General features: G+C 59.8%; 11 protein-coding genes and 2 pseudogenes (2 of these 13 running past the window's edge). 5 read left to right on the top strand and 8 right to left on the bottom strand.

What is annotated here, in order from left to right; genetic code table 11:
• The 8 genes and pseudogenes from FVQ81_02305 to FVQ81_02270 all read right to left on the bottom strand — a co-directional run.
• A pseudogene (locus FVQ81_02305) lies at window positions 1–805 on the bottom strand (protein kinase); it reaches 80 nt to the left of the window's first position.
• A gap of 22 nt (window positions 806–827) precedes the next feature.
• On the bottom strand, window positions 828–1,559 hold the full coding sequence (locus FVQ81_02300) for a ThuA domain-containing protein (GenBank protein ID MBW7995404.1): 732 nt from the start codon (window positions 1,557–1,559) through the stop codon (window positions 828–830).
• Between the two features lie 19 nt (window positions 1,560–1,578).
• Window positions 1,579–4,278 (bottom strand): hypothetical protein, encoded by a 2,700-nt coding sequence (locus FVQ81_02295; GenBank protein ID MBW7995403.1) that lies wholly within the window; start codon window positions 4,276–4,278, stop codon window positions 1,579–1,581.
• 11 nt (window positions 4,279–4,289) lie between these two features.
• The gene (locus tag FVQ81_02290) at window positions 4,290–5,657 is read right to left on the bottom strand and encodes a hypothetical protein (GenBank protein MBW7995402.1); all 1,368 of its coding nucleotides are present in this window, start codon (window positions 5,655–5,657) and stop codon (window positions 4,290–4,292) included.
• A 98-nt stretch (window positions 5,658–5,755) separates the two neighbouring features.
• Window positions 5,756–6,325, bottom strand: a complete 570-nt coding sequence (locus tag FVQ81_02285) for a hypothetical protein (GenBank protein MBW7995401.1) — start codon at window positions 6,323–6,325, stop codon at window positions 5,756–5,758.
• Between the two features lie 9 nt (window positions 6,326–6,334).
• Entirely contained in the window at window positions 6,335–9,415 is a 3,081-nt protein-coding gene (locus FVQ81_02280; protein ID MBW7995400.1) for a hypothetical protein, read from the bottom strand.
• 322 nt (window positions 9,416–9,737) lie between these two features.
• Entirely contained in the window at window positions 9,738–11,375 is a 1,638-nt protein-coding gene (locus FVQ81_02275; GenBank protein ID MBW7995399.1) for a GAF domain-containing protein, read from the bottom strand.
• A gap of 51 nt (window positions 11,376–11,426) precedes the next feature.
• Window positions 11,427–13,019: a capsule assembly Wzi family protein gene (locus tag FVQ81_02270; GenBank protein ID MBW7995398.1), complete on the bottom strand. Its 1,593-nt coding sequence runs from the start codon at window positions 13,017–13,019 to the stop codon at window positions 11,427–11,429.
• A gap of 304 nt (window positions 13,020–13,323) precedes the next feature.
• Here FVQ81_02270 and FVQ81_02265 point away from each other — a divergent pair, with 304 nt between their 5' ends.
• From FVQ81_02265 to FVQ81_02245, 5 genes and pseudogenes are all read left to right on the top strand, one after another.
• A complete protein-coding gene (locus FVQ81_02265; GenBank protein ID MBW7995397.1) occupies window positions 13,324–13,539 on the top strand; it encodes a hypothetical protein in 216 nt (71 codons plus the stop codon).
• 86 nt (window positions 13,540–13,625) lie between these two features.
• Window positions 13,626–14,078: a single-stranded DNA-binding protein gene (locus tag FVQ81_02260; protein MBW7995396.1), complete on the top strand. Its 453-nt coding sequence runs from the start codon at window positions 13,626–13,628 to the stop codon at window positions 14,076–14,078.
• Between the two features lie 132 nt (window positions 14,079–14,210).
• Window positions 14,211–15,590 (top strand): sodium-dependent transporter, encoded by a 1,380-nt coding sequence (locus tag FVQ81_02255; GenBank protein ID MBW7995395.1) that lies wholly within the window; start codon window positions 14,211–14,213, stop codon window positions 15,588–15,590.
• A 35-nt stretch (window positions 15,591–15,625) separates the two neighbouring features.
• A complete protein-coding gene (locus FVQ81_02250) occupies window positions 15,626–17,017 on the top strand; it encodes a sodium:alanine symporter family protein (protein ID MBW7995394.1) in 1,392 nt (463 codons plus the stop codon).
• A gap of 37 nt (window positions 17,018–17,054) precedes the next feature.
• A pseudogene (locus FVQ81_02245) lies at window positions 17,055–17,558 on the top strand (hypothetical protein); it runs 336 nt beyond the window's last position.

Genomic DNA, 17,558 nt, shown 5'->3' with positions numbered 1-17,558 from the left:
TATGCTGCATGGCCACGGTAAGCGGGCGCCCGGGTCCGAACGGCAGTTTGCCGGTGAGCAGCTCGTACATGATCACGCCCAGGGAGTAGATATCGGTGGTGTGGTCCAGGGGCCGGCCGCCCGCCTGCTCGGGAGAGATGTATTCGGGAGTGCCGACAAACACGCCGGTCTGGGTGATCGAACTGGACTGCTCGCCGATAGCGATCCCGAAATCCATCACCACGCAGCGTCCCGTGTCTTTTTCAACCATGATATTGTGCGGCTTGAGATCGCGGTGGATAATACATTTGAGGTGGGCCTGCCTGAGCGCCAGGCAGATCTGGCGGGTGATCCTGAGCGCTTCCTCGATCGAGGGCCGGTTGTCCGTAATCTGCTGCTTGAGTTCGATACCGTCCACATACTCCATGCTGATAAACTGTACCCTGCCGCTGGTCCCGATATCGTAAATCCGGTAGACATTGGGGTGGGTGATCGAGCGGGCGAGTGAGATCTCGCGCTTGAACCGGGCGATGAAGTCATCGTTGGCGGCCAGGTCTGTCTTGAGCACTTTGAGCGCAACCACCTGGTCCAGTTCGGTGTCGGTGGCCCGGTAGACAGTCGCCATCGCCCCGTCGCCGATTTTCTCCAGCCCGCGGTAGCGTCCGGCGAAAAATGTTTCAGTTCCCGTTTCGGACCTACCCCGGCCGCTTGCCGGGGATTTATCAGCCGCCGTTTCATTGGCGAGCGGTTCCCGGAGGTTGCTGCCGCAACTGTCGCAATACCAGTTGCTGTTGGGGTTTTCCGCGTTGCACTTGGGACAGAACATGCGCCGTGCCTTCCAGGAGCGGTCAGTTGCCCGCCGTCCAGCGGATCGAGTTCAGTATCAGTTGGAACAGCGGCTCGTTGTTGACGAACGGATTGCGAGCCACCGGGTCGCCGGGGCTGAGGAACACTACCCGGCCGGCGCCCTCGGTACGGGTCCAGCCGCAGTCGTTCTGCTCGCCGTTGTCCCGGATATCGCAGCTCAGCAGCCGGTTGACCTCCTGACCCGGGTAGAACTGGATCCGGAAGTCCTGATCGTCGTATATCATGAACTTCTCCGGGATTCCCTCGAGTACGGGGTGCTCGACCCCCTCGATCCTGACGATATTGAAATCACGGTGGCCGATCATCCCGTCGTCGACCTCGTAAAAGGCGCCGACCAGCCGGGTTAGCTCGGGATTGCCGTTGGCCTTGTTGATGATGTGATGCAGGGCCACAAGCCCGCCGCCGGCGCGCACGAAATCGGTGATATTCTTCTCGTGGGTCCGGGTGATATCGTTGTGGTTGAACAGTACGAGCACATCGTAACGGTTCAGGGACTTGGGCGAGAGCACGTTTTCCGTATTGGTGAAATCGGCGTTGAGGCCGAGGCCCCTGGTGCTGTCGTCCAGCGCACGGGCCAGTTCGTGACCGGCGGGACCGTAGTGGTAGGCGTCGGCGAAAACGAGCACGTTCAGCGTCCGCTGCGCCGCCAGCGGCGCAGCCATCACCGCAGCCAGCAGGACAGCAGCAACCGGCAAGCTTAATTTCCAATTCATTTTTGTAACCTCCTGATGATCAGCGGGTGATTGTTTCCCTGTCGAATTCCCGTGCAACTGAATAAAGGTGGTGTTCCTCGCGGATCCAGAGACGGTAAAGGTCCATCCTGAACCGGTAGCTTTCTTTGGGTCCGCGCTCCAGTATCTCGCGGACGCTCATCAACTCGCAGATTTTCTTTAGCTCGTCCTCGGGCAGGCTGGCCGAATATTTTTTCATCGCGCTCAGCATTTCTCCCGGATCCGGGAAACTGCCGGCGTGGCGCGACACCTCGGCTACGGTGCTCAGCACCAGTTTCTCGACAGGATCCATTCCGGCCCAGAAATAGATCAGTTGCGGCGGCGGGTTGTCGATAATTTCCCTGACCACGACGCTGATATCTTCCTCGTAGAAGAAATTGCGGCGCTCGGCGTTGAGCAGTTCCACCATGCTGCGGCAGAAAAGCTGGGTATAGAACGGCTGGCCCGCGGTCAAGCGCATGATGTCCCGCACTGTCGTGCCGATAAAGAACACTTTGCCGCGGACGGGTTCCTGGATCAGGCGACGGGTGTCGTTGGGAGTCAGGTAGCTGATATTACGATAGTCGCAGCGCTGCAGCAGGGGTTCCCAGAAACTGTGACGGCTTTCCTGGAGACGGTGGTTGCCGGCGAATATCAGGAACAGGCCCGGCTTATGCTCGACCAGTCCGCTGAGAAAATGGAAAATCTCCTTGCGGATCTTGTTTTCGGCCACTTTGTCCTCGATCAACTCGTACTCGTCAACCAGGAAGAGCAGGTGATCCTCACCGAGCGCCTCCAGGGTCCTGTCGATAAATTTCTCGAACAGGGGATACGGGTTGCGCGAAGGGTCATCGAAAGCGGACAGATCCACATTAGCGAGTCTCGCCCCGATCCGGTCCGCGGTGATTTCGGCCACCCGGCCCAGGAACTCGCTGTCGTTGTTGATCGCCATCGCCTGCATATCGAGGAAAACCGGGACAAAGCGGGGGCCGAGCCGTCCGCCCAGAATCTGGTAAAGCACACTGGTCTTGCCGGCCCGGCGCTCGCCGAAGAGCACGATCAGGGAGCCGTATTTTTCGTTGTCCACCTTGTTTTTGACAAACCGGAAATCGTCCTCGCGGCCGAAAAACATCTCGCGGCTGCGGATCGGGTTGCCCACAATGTAAGGGTTGGGTGAAATCAGGACGAACGGCCGGCGGCGGAGTTTATTGTACAGCAGGTGAAAGGTGTTGCGCTTGAAATAATAGTAGCCGGCGGCGGTCAGCAGAACTGTCAGTGCGACAAGATAGAGGAACAGCGGCAGTTTCCAGAAAGGCGGGCTGTAGACCAGGGTTCTGCTGGCGGCGAAACTTTTCCCGTGCCCGTCGAAGACAGTCAGTTTAAGGTGGTTGACCCCGGCTGCGAGCTCGATCTGACGCTCGAAAGTCCGGCGCACCGGGGCCTGTCCGCCGCCACTGTGACGGAACAGATCCGATACTTCTCCGTTGATCTCAATGACGATCCTCACTATCCCGTCATCATCGAACGCGCTGCCGGAAACATCGTAGACCTCGCTTCGGAGCCGAATTACCGAATCGGCCCTGCCGCTGACAAGCAGCTGGGGGATATCGCGCAGCAGAAACCTCTCGGCTATTCTCTGCTCGATTGCTGCGTACAGGCTGTCCGCGCGGCTATCCGGGCCAAGCAGGCGGGCGCTGGCAAGCGAGTCGCGGGCGGCCAGCAGGGAGTCGTGTTCAATCAGTCTGATCGCCTCGGCCAGCAGTAACTCCTGGCGTTGACTATCCCGGCGGGAATTGAGCAGGCTGTCCGTCCTGGCGGTCAGCCGCGCGGCTGACCGGTTTTCCGGATCCAGGCTGCTTGCGCGGGAGAACTGACGGTGAGCCTGCTCGAGAGCTCCCCCGGCCAATGCGCTGCGGCCCTGCTCGATAAGCTGCCGGACCAGCATGTCGAGGCGCTGCCGCTGCTCGGCAATCCCGGCGATTATACTTCCCAGGCTGTCGCTGAGAGCCAGCGCCCGCGGATTGGCGGGATCGAACCGGACTACCCGCCGGAAATACTCGAGAGCTTCCTCATCGCGGCCGCCTTCCAGATGGCCGTAACCGGAATCCATCAGTTCCGCAATCAATTGCTCCCGGGCCAGCAGGGAGTCGTGCGCCGCGATTTTCTCCCTGATTTCGAGCATGTGCTCCGTGGCCAGTGCGTTGCCCGGATCGAGTGTCAGCACACTCTCGAACTTCACCAGCGCTTCGTCCAGAGACCCCTGACGTTCGAGCTGGAGCCCCCGGTTGAACTCCTCCTCGATCCGGCGCGCCATTTCCCTGTCCGGGCCGGCGCCGGCAGTCCTGTCGAGTGCAGCCTGGCGGTAGCTGCTGAGCTGTTTGAGCAGTTCCGGTTGGCGCTCGACCATGCCCGCGGCCAGCGAGCGGTCGAAATGCTCTGTCGAAAGCTTATATTCTCCCATGTTGAAAAACGACAGGCCGAGATGGTAAAACGGCAGGTAATCGCGGCGCCAGACTCCGTAGGTTCGGGCATTCAATTCAGGATCGGGCTTGATTTCCAGCGCCTGGCGTAGATGTTCGACAGATTGTTCCCAGCGGCCGGCGGCGATATCCTCCAGAGCGGTCTCGTAGGCGGAATACCAGGTGGATTGCGCCCTGAGTCCCGGAGTGAAAACCACGGCGTACAATACGGGAAACACGGCTATGATCTGAAGGGCACGCATATCAATTCCACTTAAAACCGGAATACGGCCGACAGCAGGGCCTCGGTAACACTGGATGAAAAATTGACCGCCGCATCGAGCTGGATTTTATTCTGGAGCACGAACCCGAATCCGAACGTGCCGTGAATCTCATCTTTGGTGCGGGGGAACAGCCTGCGCAGGGTCTCGTTTTCCACGGTGGTATAGACCACATGGGCGGGATCGGTGAAAAATCCGGCGCGCACGGGCACCAGCCACTCGCCCAGCAGGAAGTAGTACTCGGCGCCGAAATGAATTTCAGTAGCGTTGGCCAGGATGAGATCGTCGATCCCGTCGCCATCGACAAACCCGGAGTAAGGGAACTCATCGAGCCGCACGGCCACATCGTCCTCGTTAAGATTCCGGTCGAGCTCCTCGATCATGTCGTGGTATTCGACGCGCACGAAATCCAGCGACAGCGTGAGGTTGTTGAGCGGACGGAGAGCAAGGCCGACACTGTAGACGTCCGGGACCTTGAAGACCAGTTCCTCGTTGCCCTGGACAATCGGAGTGACCGCCGCCCGGTCGATATCCTCGATCGTGTTGGTGATCTCGAACCGCGGACCGCTGCGGTACACCGCGCCGAATGTCAGGTAGTCCACCGGTTCGACTTTCAGGCCCAGGTTAACGCTGTAGCGGGTGTCGCGGCTGTCGGAGGTTACGCTGAACACGCGCTCGCGCCGGGAATCGTTAGCTTCCTGGAACAGGTGCTCGAAAAAGCGGAATTCGAGAGTGGACACGATGCTGGAAATGCCGACGGAGACGAACTTGTTGGGCTTGTAAGCCACCGCGGCGCCCCAGTTGTTGACTTCGATATCGCTGCGGGTATCGTTGCCGAACATGAACTGCTGAGGGTTTAAGTCCCGCTCCCTGAACACGTTGCCGAACCCCTGAGTGTTGAAGCTGCTTTCGAAATTGATCAACTCCTGGCGGTAGAACGAGAAGGAGAAATTCTCGTAGGGATAAACAAGCGAGAGGTAGCTCTGGCTGCCCACGTCGTTGGTGAACTCTCTGCGTCTATCGTTTTCCTCGGGAGTTCCGGCGGTCTCCTCGTGAGTGAACCGGCTGATCTTGTAGTGGGCGGAGACTTCCGGCTTGGTCAGGATTGTCAGACCGGCGGGGTTGGCCATGCCCGCGGTGGCGTCATCGGCGATAGCGACAAACGCGCCCCCCAGACCGACCGCCCGGGCGCTCGGGATATTGAAGTTGAACTGGACGTTGCGGATAAACGTGTTGCGGTCGTTCTTGCGCCAGAAACTCTGGGCCAGCGTATCGCCGGGAGCGGCAACGACGGCAGCTGCGGACAGCAGGGCCAGCAACCGTATCGCCCGGTGGAACTCTATGTGGCGGTGGCAACTCATAACAAGGTTAATTGCCTGAAAAATAGTTGCTTAGTGCGATTGCAAATGGGAAAATTAAGGGCTGGCAGGCAACGGCGCAATGATTATCTCGACCGTACTTAGTATTCGATTGACAGTTCGTAGCGGCAACTGATATTGGCGACCAGAGTATCGTGCACAATCCCGTAGGTACTCTGCTCGAAAAAGAGGCCCGTGACATTTTCGAACACACCCTCGCCGTTGCTGACAAGCCCCTCTCCACGGATTGCCACGTAGAGCGTATCCCCCGCCGTGCCGCCCGCGGCGACGCGAAGGGAGTCGGCCACGTTGGTATGGTTGACCGTGATACTGCTGCCGTCGTCGAATTCGATCCTGGTGACAACCTTGTAGCCGAACGCGCCCAGCAGCGAGGGCACCAGGTCGCCCTCCTGATCGAACGTGATCTGAAGCCGCGAGGGCACGAAACCGGAGTCCGGCGGGGAGAACGATGAATCAAAAGCCACGCCGGGTGCGTTTATCTGGTATTTGCTCTGGAGAGGCAGCCGGTTGGTTAAGTACCCCGGCTGACCATTGTACGCCTCGACATCGAACAACAGGCGCTGCGAGGAGTCCCGCGTGCTGTGTTCGCAGGCTATCGACACGGCGGCAAGTGATAGCAACAGAAATTTAATGGCTGAATGCCTGAGCATCGGATCCGCTTACAATAATTTTAATAATGAGAGTAAATCGTATATGTCGACTTTGCCATCGAAATTCAAATCCGCTGCGAGCAGTTCCAGTTCCGTGGGAGGAAGGCCCTTTCCACCGATGATTTCAAGCAGCCGGCTGCCATCGTTGGAGAAATCGACTTTCAGATCACCGTTCAAGTCGCCCAGTAATACACCGGTTTTGGCAACAAGACGGTAATAAGCCCCCGGGGATGACGGCAGGCGCGTACTGTTGCCATAGGTGTCGGTAGCACTGAAATAGAAGTCCAGACTGTCGCCGGGAAGGGGTGTTGCAATTGAGAAATCGACGCGGCCCGCGGAAATGCCGGTAACCAGGTTTGTAGTGTCCTCACTGCCGGTTGCGGGCAGACGGACTATCAGCAGCAGACGGGAAAAACCGCTGTTGTCATCTGCGCCCAGAGTTCCGGACAAAGGCACGGTCGATGAGAGTACCAGCTCACCCTGACTGCCGCCGCCGGGCCATTCCAGCAGTTCAAGGCGCGGGGCGGTATGGTCCACTTCGAGTTCGAACGTACCTGGATAGAACGGACCGTAAAGCGTCTGCTCCACTCCGTCGGCCCAGCGCACTGTCATACTGTCCGCCTGGGATGCCGTGCCGAGACTGAAGGTGAGGTACGGACCCGTCTGGATCCTGCCGCCGCCGCCGGAGACGGATTTCCAGTACGTGCGGCCCCCGTACGACAGGCTCACGGAGGTTCCGGCCAGGTTGCGGTTGTCGGCGCGCCGCAGGATGATTGTCAGGGTGTTGGCGCGGGCCGAGCCGTTGCGCATGAATATCAGCGGGAGCTGCGAGCCGCGAAACAGGTCCGATGGGTTGTCGGGCAGATAGTTGACAAACAGCAGGTCGATATCCCCGTCGCCGTCGAAATCGCCGGCCAGCGGCAGGCTGGTCTCGCGGCGGAATCGCAGCGGCGCCACCAGGGCGTCACCGGCCGGTACTGTGGACGATGACATCTCGTCTGCGGCGATAGGGGGGTAGCCCATGGAATCGCCCAGATAGACCTGGTTGCCGGGGATTTCGTAATTGGAGCCGAACTGCGATGATCGGGTGATCAGCAGGTCGGTGCGGCCGTCTGTATCCAGGTCCTCGATCACCGAGGCCAGCCGCCCGAAACGGCCGCCGCCGGGGTTACCGGAATAAACCAGGCGGAACTGCTGGACGGCGTCCGCTCCGTTATTGAGGAACATCATGTCGATATCGGTCGCGCGGGTGATATACAGATCAGGGTAGCCGTCACCGTTGAAATCTCCCCAACTCTGACTCTGGCCGAAGCCGAGGTACTCCGCCTCCGGGTTGAGACCGCTGGCGGCCGTGAGGTCGGTCCATTGGCCGCCGGACGACCCCAGCAGCAGGCGGGTCGGGCCGCCATCGTTCAGCAGCACGATATCCTGTCGGCCGTCGAGATTCACATCCACCAGCGAGGCGTTCTCGGTGCGGTAATAAGTATCGGTCGGTCCCAGCCCGGGACCGGTGTTGTCGAAATAGCGGCCGAGATGGTTGATCAGCAGCCAGTTGGCTTCGTCGTAGTTGGTGACCAGCAGGTCGAGCCAGCCGTCGCTGTTCACATCACCCCAACTGACACTGGTGGCCCGCTGGTTGCCCCGGCTGTAGCGCAGCAGCTGCGAGCTGTCGGCAAAAGTCCCGTCGCCCAGGTTAAAGAACAGCTTATCCGGCAGGGACAGGCCGGCTACCACCAGGTCCTGGAACCCGTCGTTATTGAAATCTCCCCAGGCGCAACTGATTCCGTCGTTGGTCTGCGCAACCCCGGCCTGTACGGCGACCTCGGTGAAAGTGCCGTCCGGCTGTCCCTGATAGAGTGCGTTATTGCCCCGGTTGTTGATAACGTAAATGTCAGGGAGCCCATCGTAGTTATAATCTCCCACAGCCGCCGCCAGCCCGGCAAGAGTGTCCACCAGGCCGGCTGCGTCGGTTGCATCGGCATATGGCCGCAGGGCATAACCGGTATACAGCAGGTCGCTGGCGGTGTTGTGGAACAGCCAGGTGGTCTCGCCGTTGTCCTCGGGTCCCAGCGGCCCGATAAAGCTCCCCTTCACCGAATTCAAGGTGAACAGGTTGCGGGCAGCAGTCAGGTCCAGCCCGTTGACGGTGCCGGCTAATTCCACAGCCGAGCCGTCTGCAGAGGAGAACAGCCCCAGCTCAAGATGCCCGTCGGCGTCAGCATCGTAGAGGAACGCTCTCGTTACCGCCGAAAGTCCGGTCTGCACCGAACCGCCGGCGCGGAATATCAGGTTCGCATCGTAATCGGCGATTGTCAGCTTGCAGGGCAGGCTGGCCGACGGGGCCGAGATCCAGAGCAATTCATGCTTTCTGTCCCCGTCCAGATCGGCCGAGAGATCCAGCAGCTTGATCTTGGTCCCGGTCGGCACGGGGAGCTCTCTGGCGATGATAAGGTTGTCTCTTTGATTCAGGTACAGGTAACCGTTAAGCACGAAATCCGTGCGCTTGTTCCCGTCAAAATCTCCGAACAGGAGCGTCATCGAGGCCAGCGGATGTCCGCTGGCGGGGTAATGCAAGCTCAGTTCGCTGAACTGGCGGAACTCGATACCGTTGCCGCTGTCGGGTGGAACCCGCCTGAGAATCACGATTCGCGTGCTGTCGGCGATCACGAGGTCGGGGAGCGTGTCTGCGTCGATCCGGGCCGCGCCAACCGCCAGGACCGCCTGGGAGGAGATAACAAGATCGGTCCTGACTGTTTCGCCATCCGCATGACCGATCAGCAGCCTGAGAGCCGGGGTTTCCGTAAACGCGACGATCAGGTCCTGGTATTTGTCACCGTTGATATCGGCCGGGAAAAACCTCACGGGCTGCTGGAACGATTCCAGCAGGGTGAGATTGATTCGGCTCTGCTGTTGAGCCAGGGTGTAGACGGCGTTATCCGAGGTAAGGATCGCCTCGCCCAGGCGGGAAAGCGACCCGGCCGGAAACGTTCTCCCCGCGCTGATCCCGTCCGGGACGGACTGGGAGAAATATCCAAGGGGGCTGGATAAGGCTGAAACCGCGCTCAACAGCACAACGGCAGTCAAGCTCATTATTTGCCTGCGGTTATTCAAGTGTCAGCTTTCAGGAAAAGTAACTGTCTCTGCCGGAAACTGCCCAGATTGAGAATAGATCAATTTCCGTGCCATAAAAGCGCAAATCGACTGAAACAAGCACTTTGCTGGAATTGTCGCGGATAAAATGACAAGTCGGGCTAAATTTAACGGAATTAAATGTATTTAATCGCGGCAGATGCTTTTCCGGCGCAATTCTCGGCAAGTTATCCGGTTCGCCGATGGCGGCATTGTTACCGCGACGGCAACAAGCTGCGCGCCTGCAAAACTATCAGGGCAACAGCGGCCGGGCGGAGCTGCCTTATTTCTTTTTGGGCTGAATATCGTGTTTTTTCACCAGGCGCTGGAACAGGCTGCGGTTCATGCCGGTTTTTTTCGCAGCCTTGGTGATATTGCCGCCACTTGCCTCGAGCGCAGCTTCCAGGAAAGCTCGCTCGACCTCGGCCGCCGCCTGGCTGGTAGCTTCCTCCTTGGCTTCCTTGAGCTCCTCGTTTGTTCTGGGAACCGCTATGATTTTACGCAATCCGCCGGAGTCGGCAGATGTAACTGTCGAGGAATCGAGCACTTCCGGCGGGAGGTCGGATGCCGAAAGCTGGTTGTTCTCCGACAGGATCATCGCCCGGTGAATAATGCTCTCCAGTTCCCTGATATTGCCGGGATAGGGATAACGCTGAAGCAGCCTGAGGAACTGTGGATCGACATCATCGATCTGCTTGTCCAGTTTCTTGGCGTACATGACGATAAAGTGATCGATCAGCAACGGGATATCGTCGGGCCGGTCGCGAAGGGGCGGGAAATGGATCTCGATAATCTTCATCCGGTAGTAGAGGTCCTCGCGGAATTCACCCCGTTTGACCATCGCCATCAGGTCCTTGTTGGTGGCGGCGATTATCCGCACGTCCACCCGTTGAAGACGGTAGCTGCCCACTTTTTCGAACTCGCCGAACTGAAGCACCCGCAGCAGCTTGACTTGCAGCTCCGGCGGCATCTCGCCGACCTCGTCGAGAAATATCGTCCCGCCGTTGGCCGCCTCGAACCGCCCGACCTTGCTGGCATAGGCGCCAGTGAACGAGCCTTTCACGTGGCCGAACAGTTCGCTTTCGAGCAGTCCGCTGGGCAGTGCGCCGCAGTTGATCGTCAGGAAGGGACTGTCCTTGCGCTGGCTGTTGAGGTAAGTCGCGCGGGCGATCAACTCCTTGCCGGTGCCGCTGTCACCTGTGATCAGCACCGTGGCGTCGGTGGGGGCCACCCGCGCGGCCATTTCCATTACCTCAACCATCCTGCGGCTCTTGCCGATTATCATGCTGAAATCGTAGTCCCGGCGAAGGTCCTCGCCCAGGCTGGTGGCGCTGCCGCCGGAGGTGCGGGCCAGTTCGAGGAAATTCAGCGCGTTGCGGATACTCGACGCCGAGAGTTCGGCCAGGTCCTGCAGCAGTTCAAGGTCTTTCTCCATGAAACAGTTAGCCATCGAACGGTTCTCGATATAGATCGCCCCGTAGGGGGAGTCGCCGATAATCAGCGGTACGCAGAGAATCGAGCGCAGGCCCAGGTCGATAATGCTGCGGCTGGACACCATGCCGTCCTGCTGGGCGTCGTTGATAAACGACGGTTCGCCGGTGGAGAGCACCTTGTGCACCACCGTCCGGCTGACAGTCCGGCCCTCGTCGCTGAGCTCGTCGCCCTCGATATTGCGCGCCACCTTGATCTCGAAGTCATCCGGTTCGCCGGTGACAATGAACCCCCGCTCGGCGCGCAGGATGTCCATGATCTTGTCGATTATCAGGTTCAGCAGCCTGCCGTAGTCCAGTTCGGCGTAAAGCAGCTTGCTGATTTCGAACTTGATCTCGACATCGCGCTTTTCGTTGCGCAGGCGGTTCATTTCCTTGCGCAGCTGTTCGCCCTCGGTCGGCTGCTCGGCCGGTTGTTTCTTTTCAGCCATAGTCTGGATTGCTCCGCGCTGTCGGCCCGCGAGTACGGGACCGGTTTCAGATCAAAAGCTTAGGATAATATCCCTGAACAGGGACAACTCAACGGTTGCGTAGCCTCGCCGCAGCCGTTGCCCGGCGATGTTATCCACGCCGCTGCGCTCCGAGTATCCGCCGGAGGCTGCCAGGATGCACCAGTCTGCGGGCTGCCAGCGTAAGGATAACATAAGTTCGAGTGTCTCCTCAACAGGCTCCGCCGGGAACGGCAGGCTCGCCGAGTCAAGCAGGCCGGCGACCGGGGAACTGATCCGCAGGCTTCCTTGGCCGCTATACGCCAGCCCGGCCGTGATGTCGAAGCTCGGGTCGAAATACTGAGTCAGCTCGGCGGCCAGCCGGTAGAAATCATTGCCCTGTTGGGCGCCCAGCGGGCGGCCCGAGATCAGGTAGCGCTCCCATGGTCTGAAAGTGTTATAAGCGTAGCTCGAGGCCCTGCTGTATTCAAGCCGGGCCGAGTTTGTTCCGGGCAGCGGCAGACGGCAGAAATCCAGGCCCAGGCTGAGCGCCCAGCGGTTCTGGATTTTTTTATCCCGCAGGAAATCATCGAACAGCATCTGGGCGCGAATGTTGATCTTTCCTCCCAGGCCGGCGAACCCATCGAGCGCCACGAACGAATTGTTGCTCCAGCGCTCGTCGTCCTGGATGGCCAGCAGGCGGTAGCTGGTGAGCGGGTTCATCAGCCCCGGTTCCCAGCCGCGGCCCGGCCCGCCGTAGATTGTGGTCTCGGTAATACCGAACCGCAGGTTATCGCGGACGCGGATACCCAGGCGGTGGGCGCTGAAAAAACGCCTGGCCCTGACCAGTTCGGTCGAGCCGGCGGGGTGGTAGTCCACCGGGTCCAGCGCGGCTACGATTTGGCTCAGGGTCAGATGCGGCGAGCGGATACGCAGCGCCAGCTGGTCGAAACTCAGCGCCCGGCCGTTGAGCACCAGGCTTTCCATGCCCTGCGGGGACCAGTTGCGGGCCATCCGCCCGAAAAACAATTCCGCAGAATAGCGGCCCTCGAACATCGGGAAATCGGCCTTGAGATAACCCTCCATCGGACGGATCAACCCGTCCTCATCCGGCGGCACAACTTTCGGGTCGCGGTGATCCGCCTGATCTGATGCACGCATCAGGTAGGGAGCGCGCAGGAAACGGGAGTCGAACACGACCCGTCCCAGCGCCCCGCCGAAGCCCACGCCGAGCCTGCTCCGCTCGCGCTCCGGCTCCAGAGTGCGCAGCCTGCCCCCGGCTTCGAGCCGGGTGGTGACACCCAGGTTGCCGGAGTCGGCGGCGGCGAGTGTTTTATATTCCCGCTCGCAGTCCACGGCCAGCCAGTTCAGCCAGCCCAGTTCCAAAGGTGACGGATTCCGCAGCTTTTCCCGTCCGACCGCGGCCAGCACCTCGCCGCGGGTGTAAGGTCTGAGCGATGGGTTGAGCGAGAGCAGTTTCCCGGCCTGCTGCAGCCTGTCGAGATAGTCGTAAGCCGGGTGGTCGAGAGGGAAATAGCGGGTGCGGTCCGGTCCGCCGCCACCTGCGGCCGACGGCAGGGGCCGGGCCAGCAGCAGAAAAGCCGCCAGGATTAACAGGAGACGCCGGTGTTGCGTTCTCGGGAACATGGTAAATACCCCGGGGCAATCGAACAGTGCGCGCTCCGTGCGGACTTAACGGCGCGCCTGAGATGATAAGTCAAGTTATGATAAAGAATTAATTTAATTTTTCCGCAAGCCGGTGTCAAACAATCAGCGATGGGTGAGAGTATCTCCATGACCGGGGAAATATTATTGACTTTGATCTAGAATGTTTATAGTATATACCAATCAAGCCAAGTGGCTGTACTTATTGGCTTTCCGGGTACAGGGGACGTCCGGCGACGCGGAGTGGAGACAACCCGGTAACGGATCATTTTTCCGGTCGAGTATAATGCAAATTCTGTTCAAGATGCTTATTATCTACCTGGTGTACAAGGTTGTCACGATCTTGCTGCGCAAGGGAGTCTCCTTCTACCGTGCATTCAAATCCGTTCAGAACCGCAAACGGGCAGAACATGCCGTCCGGCGCGGGCAGGACTACAACATCAGAGCATTCGATATCGAAGACGCGAAGTTCGAGGAGATAAAACCGGGTAAAGACGACTAGCTCCCGCGGAGTCTCCACTCATTTTACCGAAATGTCAGTGCCGGACCTCTGCGCGAGCACCTTGTCCGGCGGCCGATGGAGGGATAATGGCCAGCAGAAGCGTAAACAAGGTTATCCTGATCGGAAACCTGGGCGGAGACCCCGAACTGCGCCACACGGCCAGCAACGTACCGGTAGTCAATTTCACCGTGGCCACAAACGAGAGCTGGGTCAATAAGGAAGGTGTCCGCGAGGAGCGCACGGAGTGGCACCGGATTGTAGCCTGGCGCCGTCTGGCCGAAATCTGCCACGAATATCTGCGCAAGGGCACCCAGGTTTATATCGAGGGCAAGCTGCAGACCCGCAACTGGGAAGACCAGAGCGGGCAGAAACGCTACATGACCGAGGTGGTCGCCGACGAGATGGTGATCCTGGGCAGCCGCCCGGCCGGCTCGGGTGGCGAGGACGGCTCCTCCCAGCAACGGGAAAGCTCCGGCGGAGAATCGGGTTACCAGGATTTCAAGCCGCCGGCTGAGGATGACGACGATCTTCCGTTCTGAACGCTGCGCGCCGGAAAAATATTCATTTCGTGGTGATAACGGGCGGATGTCAGTCACCTGCGAATGTTTTGCGAGAAGGAGTAAAGGGAACCCGGACGGACCTTTTGCTCCTTCTTTACTTTGGGAGAGTTGATGACGCAACCGAGAGACAACTGGGGCAGTAAGCTGGCATTCATCCTGGCGGCCAGCGGATCGGCTATCGGGCTGGGCAATATCTGGCGCTTTCCGACAGTCGCCTACCAGAACGGCGGCGCGGCGTTCGTGCAGATTTATATCATGTTCGTCGTGCTGATCGGTTTCGTGATCCTGATCGGCGAGATCTCAATCGGCCGCAGCGCCCAGCGTAATCCGATCGGCGTTTACCGCAAGCTGGCGCCGGGGTCGCCGTGGAAGCTGGTGGGAGTGCTGGGGGTGCTCACGGCCTGGGGTGTGCTCAGCTACTACAGCGTGGTTGCCGGCTGGACCCTGAGCTACATATTCACCACCGCGGGCGGGGCGTTCAGCCAGAACCTGAGCGCGGAGGAAATAACCGAGGTGTTTTCCGCCACTGTCGCCAGTCCGGGACGGGCGCTGTTCTGGCATTTCGCGTTCATGCTGCTCACGGTTGGCGTGGTGGTGGGGGGGGTGAAGAAGGGAATCGAGCGCTGGAGCAAAATCCTGATGCCGCTGCTGCTGCTGATCCTGGTCCTGCTGGTGATCCGCTCGGTTACGCTCGAGGGGGCCGAGGTGGGCCTGGCCGAATTCTTCCGCGCCGACTGGAGCAAGGTCGGGTTCAAGACTCTGATCAACGCCCTGGGCCAGGCCGTATTCTCGATGAGCCTGGGCGCGGGCACGATGATCACCTACGGCAGCTACATGAACCGCGAGGAAAATATTGTCAGGAGCGCGGGCATGGTGGCCTTTCTCGATACCCTGATCGCCATTCTGGCCGGCCTGGCGATTTTCCCGGCCCTGTTCACCATGAGCGGAATGAAACCGGAGGTCGGCGCCAAGCTGATTTTTATCGTCCTGCCGCGGCTGTTCAGCGAAATCCCGTTCGGCACCCTGTTCGGCACGGGCTTTTTCATCCTGCTCGGCGTGGCCGCGCTGACCAGCAGCATCAGCCTGCTGGAGGTGCCGGTGGCCTATTTCGTGGATGAGCGCAAGTGGTCCCGCAAGCGCTCGACAGTCTTTTGCGCGATAATCGCTTTCGGCATCGGTATTCTCAGCGCGTTGAGCCTGGGAGCTGTCCCGGGACTGAGCGGGATCGTGACTATCGGAGACCGCACCCTGGGCTGGCTGGACCTGATGGACCTGATCTGCGGGCAGTGTTCGATGTCGTTCGGGGCGATGATGGTTGCGATATTTGTCGGCTGGCGCTGGGGCACGAAGAACCTGCTCGATGAGATTTCCCACAACGGATATGTGGGACCGGTACGGAAAATGGTGGCGTTCCTGATTCGCTGGGTCTGCCCGCTGGTGATGCTGTTGCTGGCCCTGTACATACTCACGCACCCCTCTGCGTTCGCCTGAGCCCGTTTACCTCCAAAACTGGAGCCTGGAAACAGATGGAGCAATTGACCGCGTTCGTGCTGGAGCTGGAAAAATTCATGTACAGTGAGTGGTTCGTGGTCGCCTTGCTGGGTACGGGAGTGCTGCTGTCGGTCCGTACCGGTCTGATCCAGTTCCGTAAGATGGGCGCGGCGTGGAAGATGATTTTCCAGGGAGCGTTCAACAAGCAAGAACAGGAACATGAGGGCGATATCACTCCGTTCCAGGCGCTCAGCACCGCGCTGGCCGCCACCGTGGGCCTGGGCAATATCGCCGGGGTGGCCACGGCGCTGGCTCTGGGCGGACCGGGGGCGATATTCTGGATGTGGATCACCGCGCTGCTGGGCATGGCCACGATCTACGGCGAGGCGATGCTGGCGATCAAGTTCCGCTCGGTGGCTCCCGACGGGTCGATGGCGGGCGGGCCGATGCACTATATCGAGAAAGGACTCGGCAACAGGAAGTTCGGCAAGGCGCTGGCCACGGTTTTCGCCGCGACAGGGACCGCCGCCTGCCTGCTGAGCACGGGCTGCATGATGCAGTCCAACTCGATCGCCCTTAGTTTCAACAGCAGTTTCGGCGTGCCGTTCTGGGCCACCGGGATCGCCTTGTCGATCCTGACCGGTCTGGTCACGATTAAGGGAATCAAGCGGATCGGCGTAGTGGTGGAAAAACTGGTGCCGCTGATGATTTTCTTCTTTATCGGTGCCTCGCTGCTGATCCTGATTATCAAGTTCCGTCAGATTCCGGCCCAACTGGCGCTGATCGTCAGGAGCGCGTTCCAGCCGATGGCTGCCGTGGGCGGGTTCGCCGGAGCCGGCGTGATCGCCGCGATGCAGTTCGGTGTCAGCCGGGGAGTGCTCTCCAACGAGGCGGGCCTGGGTTCCAGCCCGATCGCCCACGGCGCGGCCAAGGAAGAGGACCCGGACAAGCAGGGTATCCTGGCGATGAACGGTGTGTTTATCGACACGATCATTGTCTGTACCATGACCGCGCTGGTGATCCTGATCAGCGGCAAGTGGACCTCGGGGATGACCAGCACGCCCCTGGCGGCGGCCGCGTTCGAGTCGGTGATACCCCACGGCCACCTGATTGTCACTTTCAGCGCGCTGCTGTTCGGTTTCAGCACCCTGCTGGGCTGGTCGTACTATGGCGAGCAGTGTATCCAGTACCTGTTGGGTTTGCGGATCGTCCATTTCTACCGTTTCGTCTTCATCCTGTTCGTATTTACCGGCGCGGTAATCAAGCTGGAGCTGGTGTGGAGTATCGGCACTATCGCCAACGCGTGCATGGCGCTGCCCAATCTGGTCGGCCTGGTGGCGCTCAGCGGAGTGGTTGGGTCTATCGCGCTCAATCGTCGCGGCTCCGCCGGGCCTCCGGACCGGGATATCCCGGCGCCGGGGAATTGAGCGCAGGTCAATCTAACTGAAGAGAATCTTTCCCGACATGTTGACAGTCATCCGTGTTTTCTACCTGATAGCGCTGGTCCTTTACGCGCTGGCGGCCTGGACTTACCTCAGGGATTTCCACAGCAGCCCCCTCCCCGGAGCGCGCAGGGGCCGGGCTGTTTTTACCAGCTACGGCGCGCTGTTTCATTTCATCGGGATCGCCACCTCCACTATCTATCTCCGTCAGGCCCCGTTCATTGGTATGCTGCAGGGGTTCGGCTTTTCTGCCCTGATCCTGGCTGTGCTGTTCCTGCATATCAGCCGCAGCCTGGCTGGCCCGGCCGGCCTGGGGATGGTGGTGATGCCCCTGGTAGCGGCGTTCGCGGCGGTCGGGATTTTCGCCCCGCTGGACAAGGTGACCGATCCTCTGCTCGCTCCCAATCCGTGGTTTATCCTCCACGCGGCGATTGCCCTGTTCGGCTACGGTGCGTTCGCAGTGGGCTTTGCCGCCGCGGCGCTGTATATCCTCCTGCACAGAGAGATCAAAAGCAAGCGCTTGGGG

This window comes from Candidatus Glassbacteria bacterium (assembly GCA_019456185.1).
Taxonomy (GTDB): Bacteria; Gemmatimonadota; Glassbacteria; order GWA2-58-10; family GWA2-58-10; genus JAJRTS01.
The sequence above is the reverse complement of the archived record's forward strand: the minus strand, read 5'-3'. Positions and strand labels throughout refer to the sequence as shown.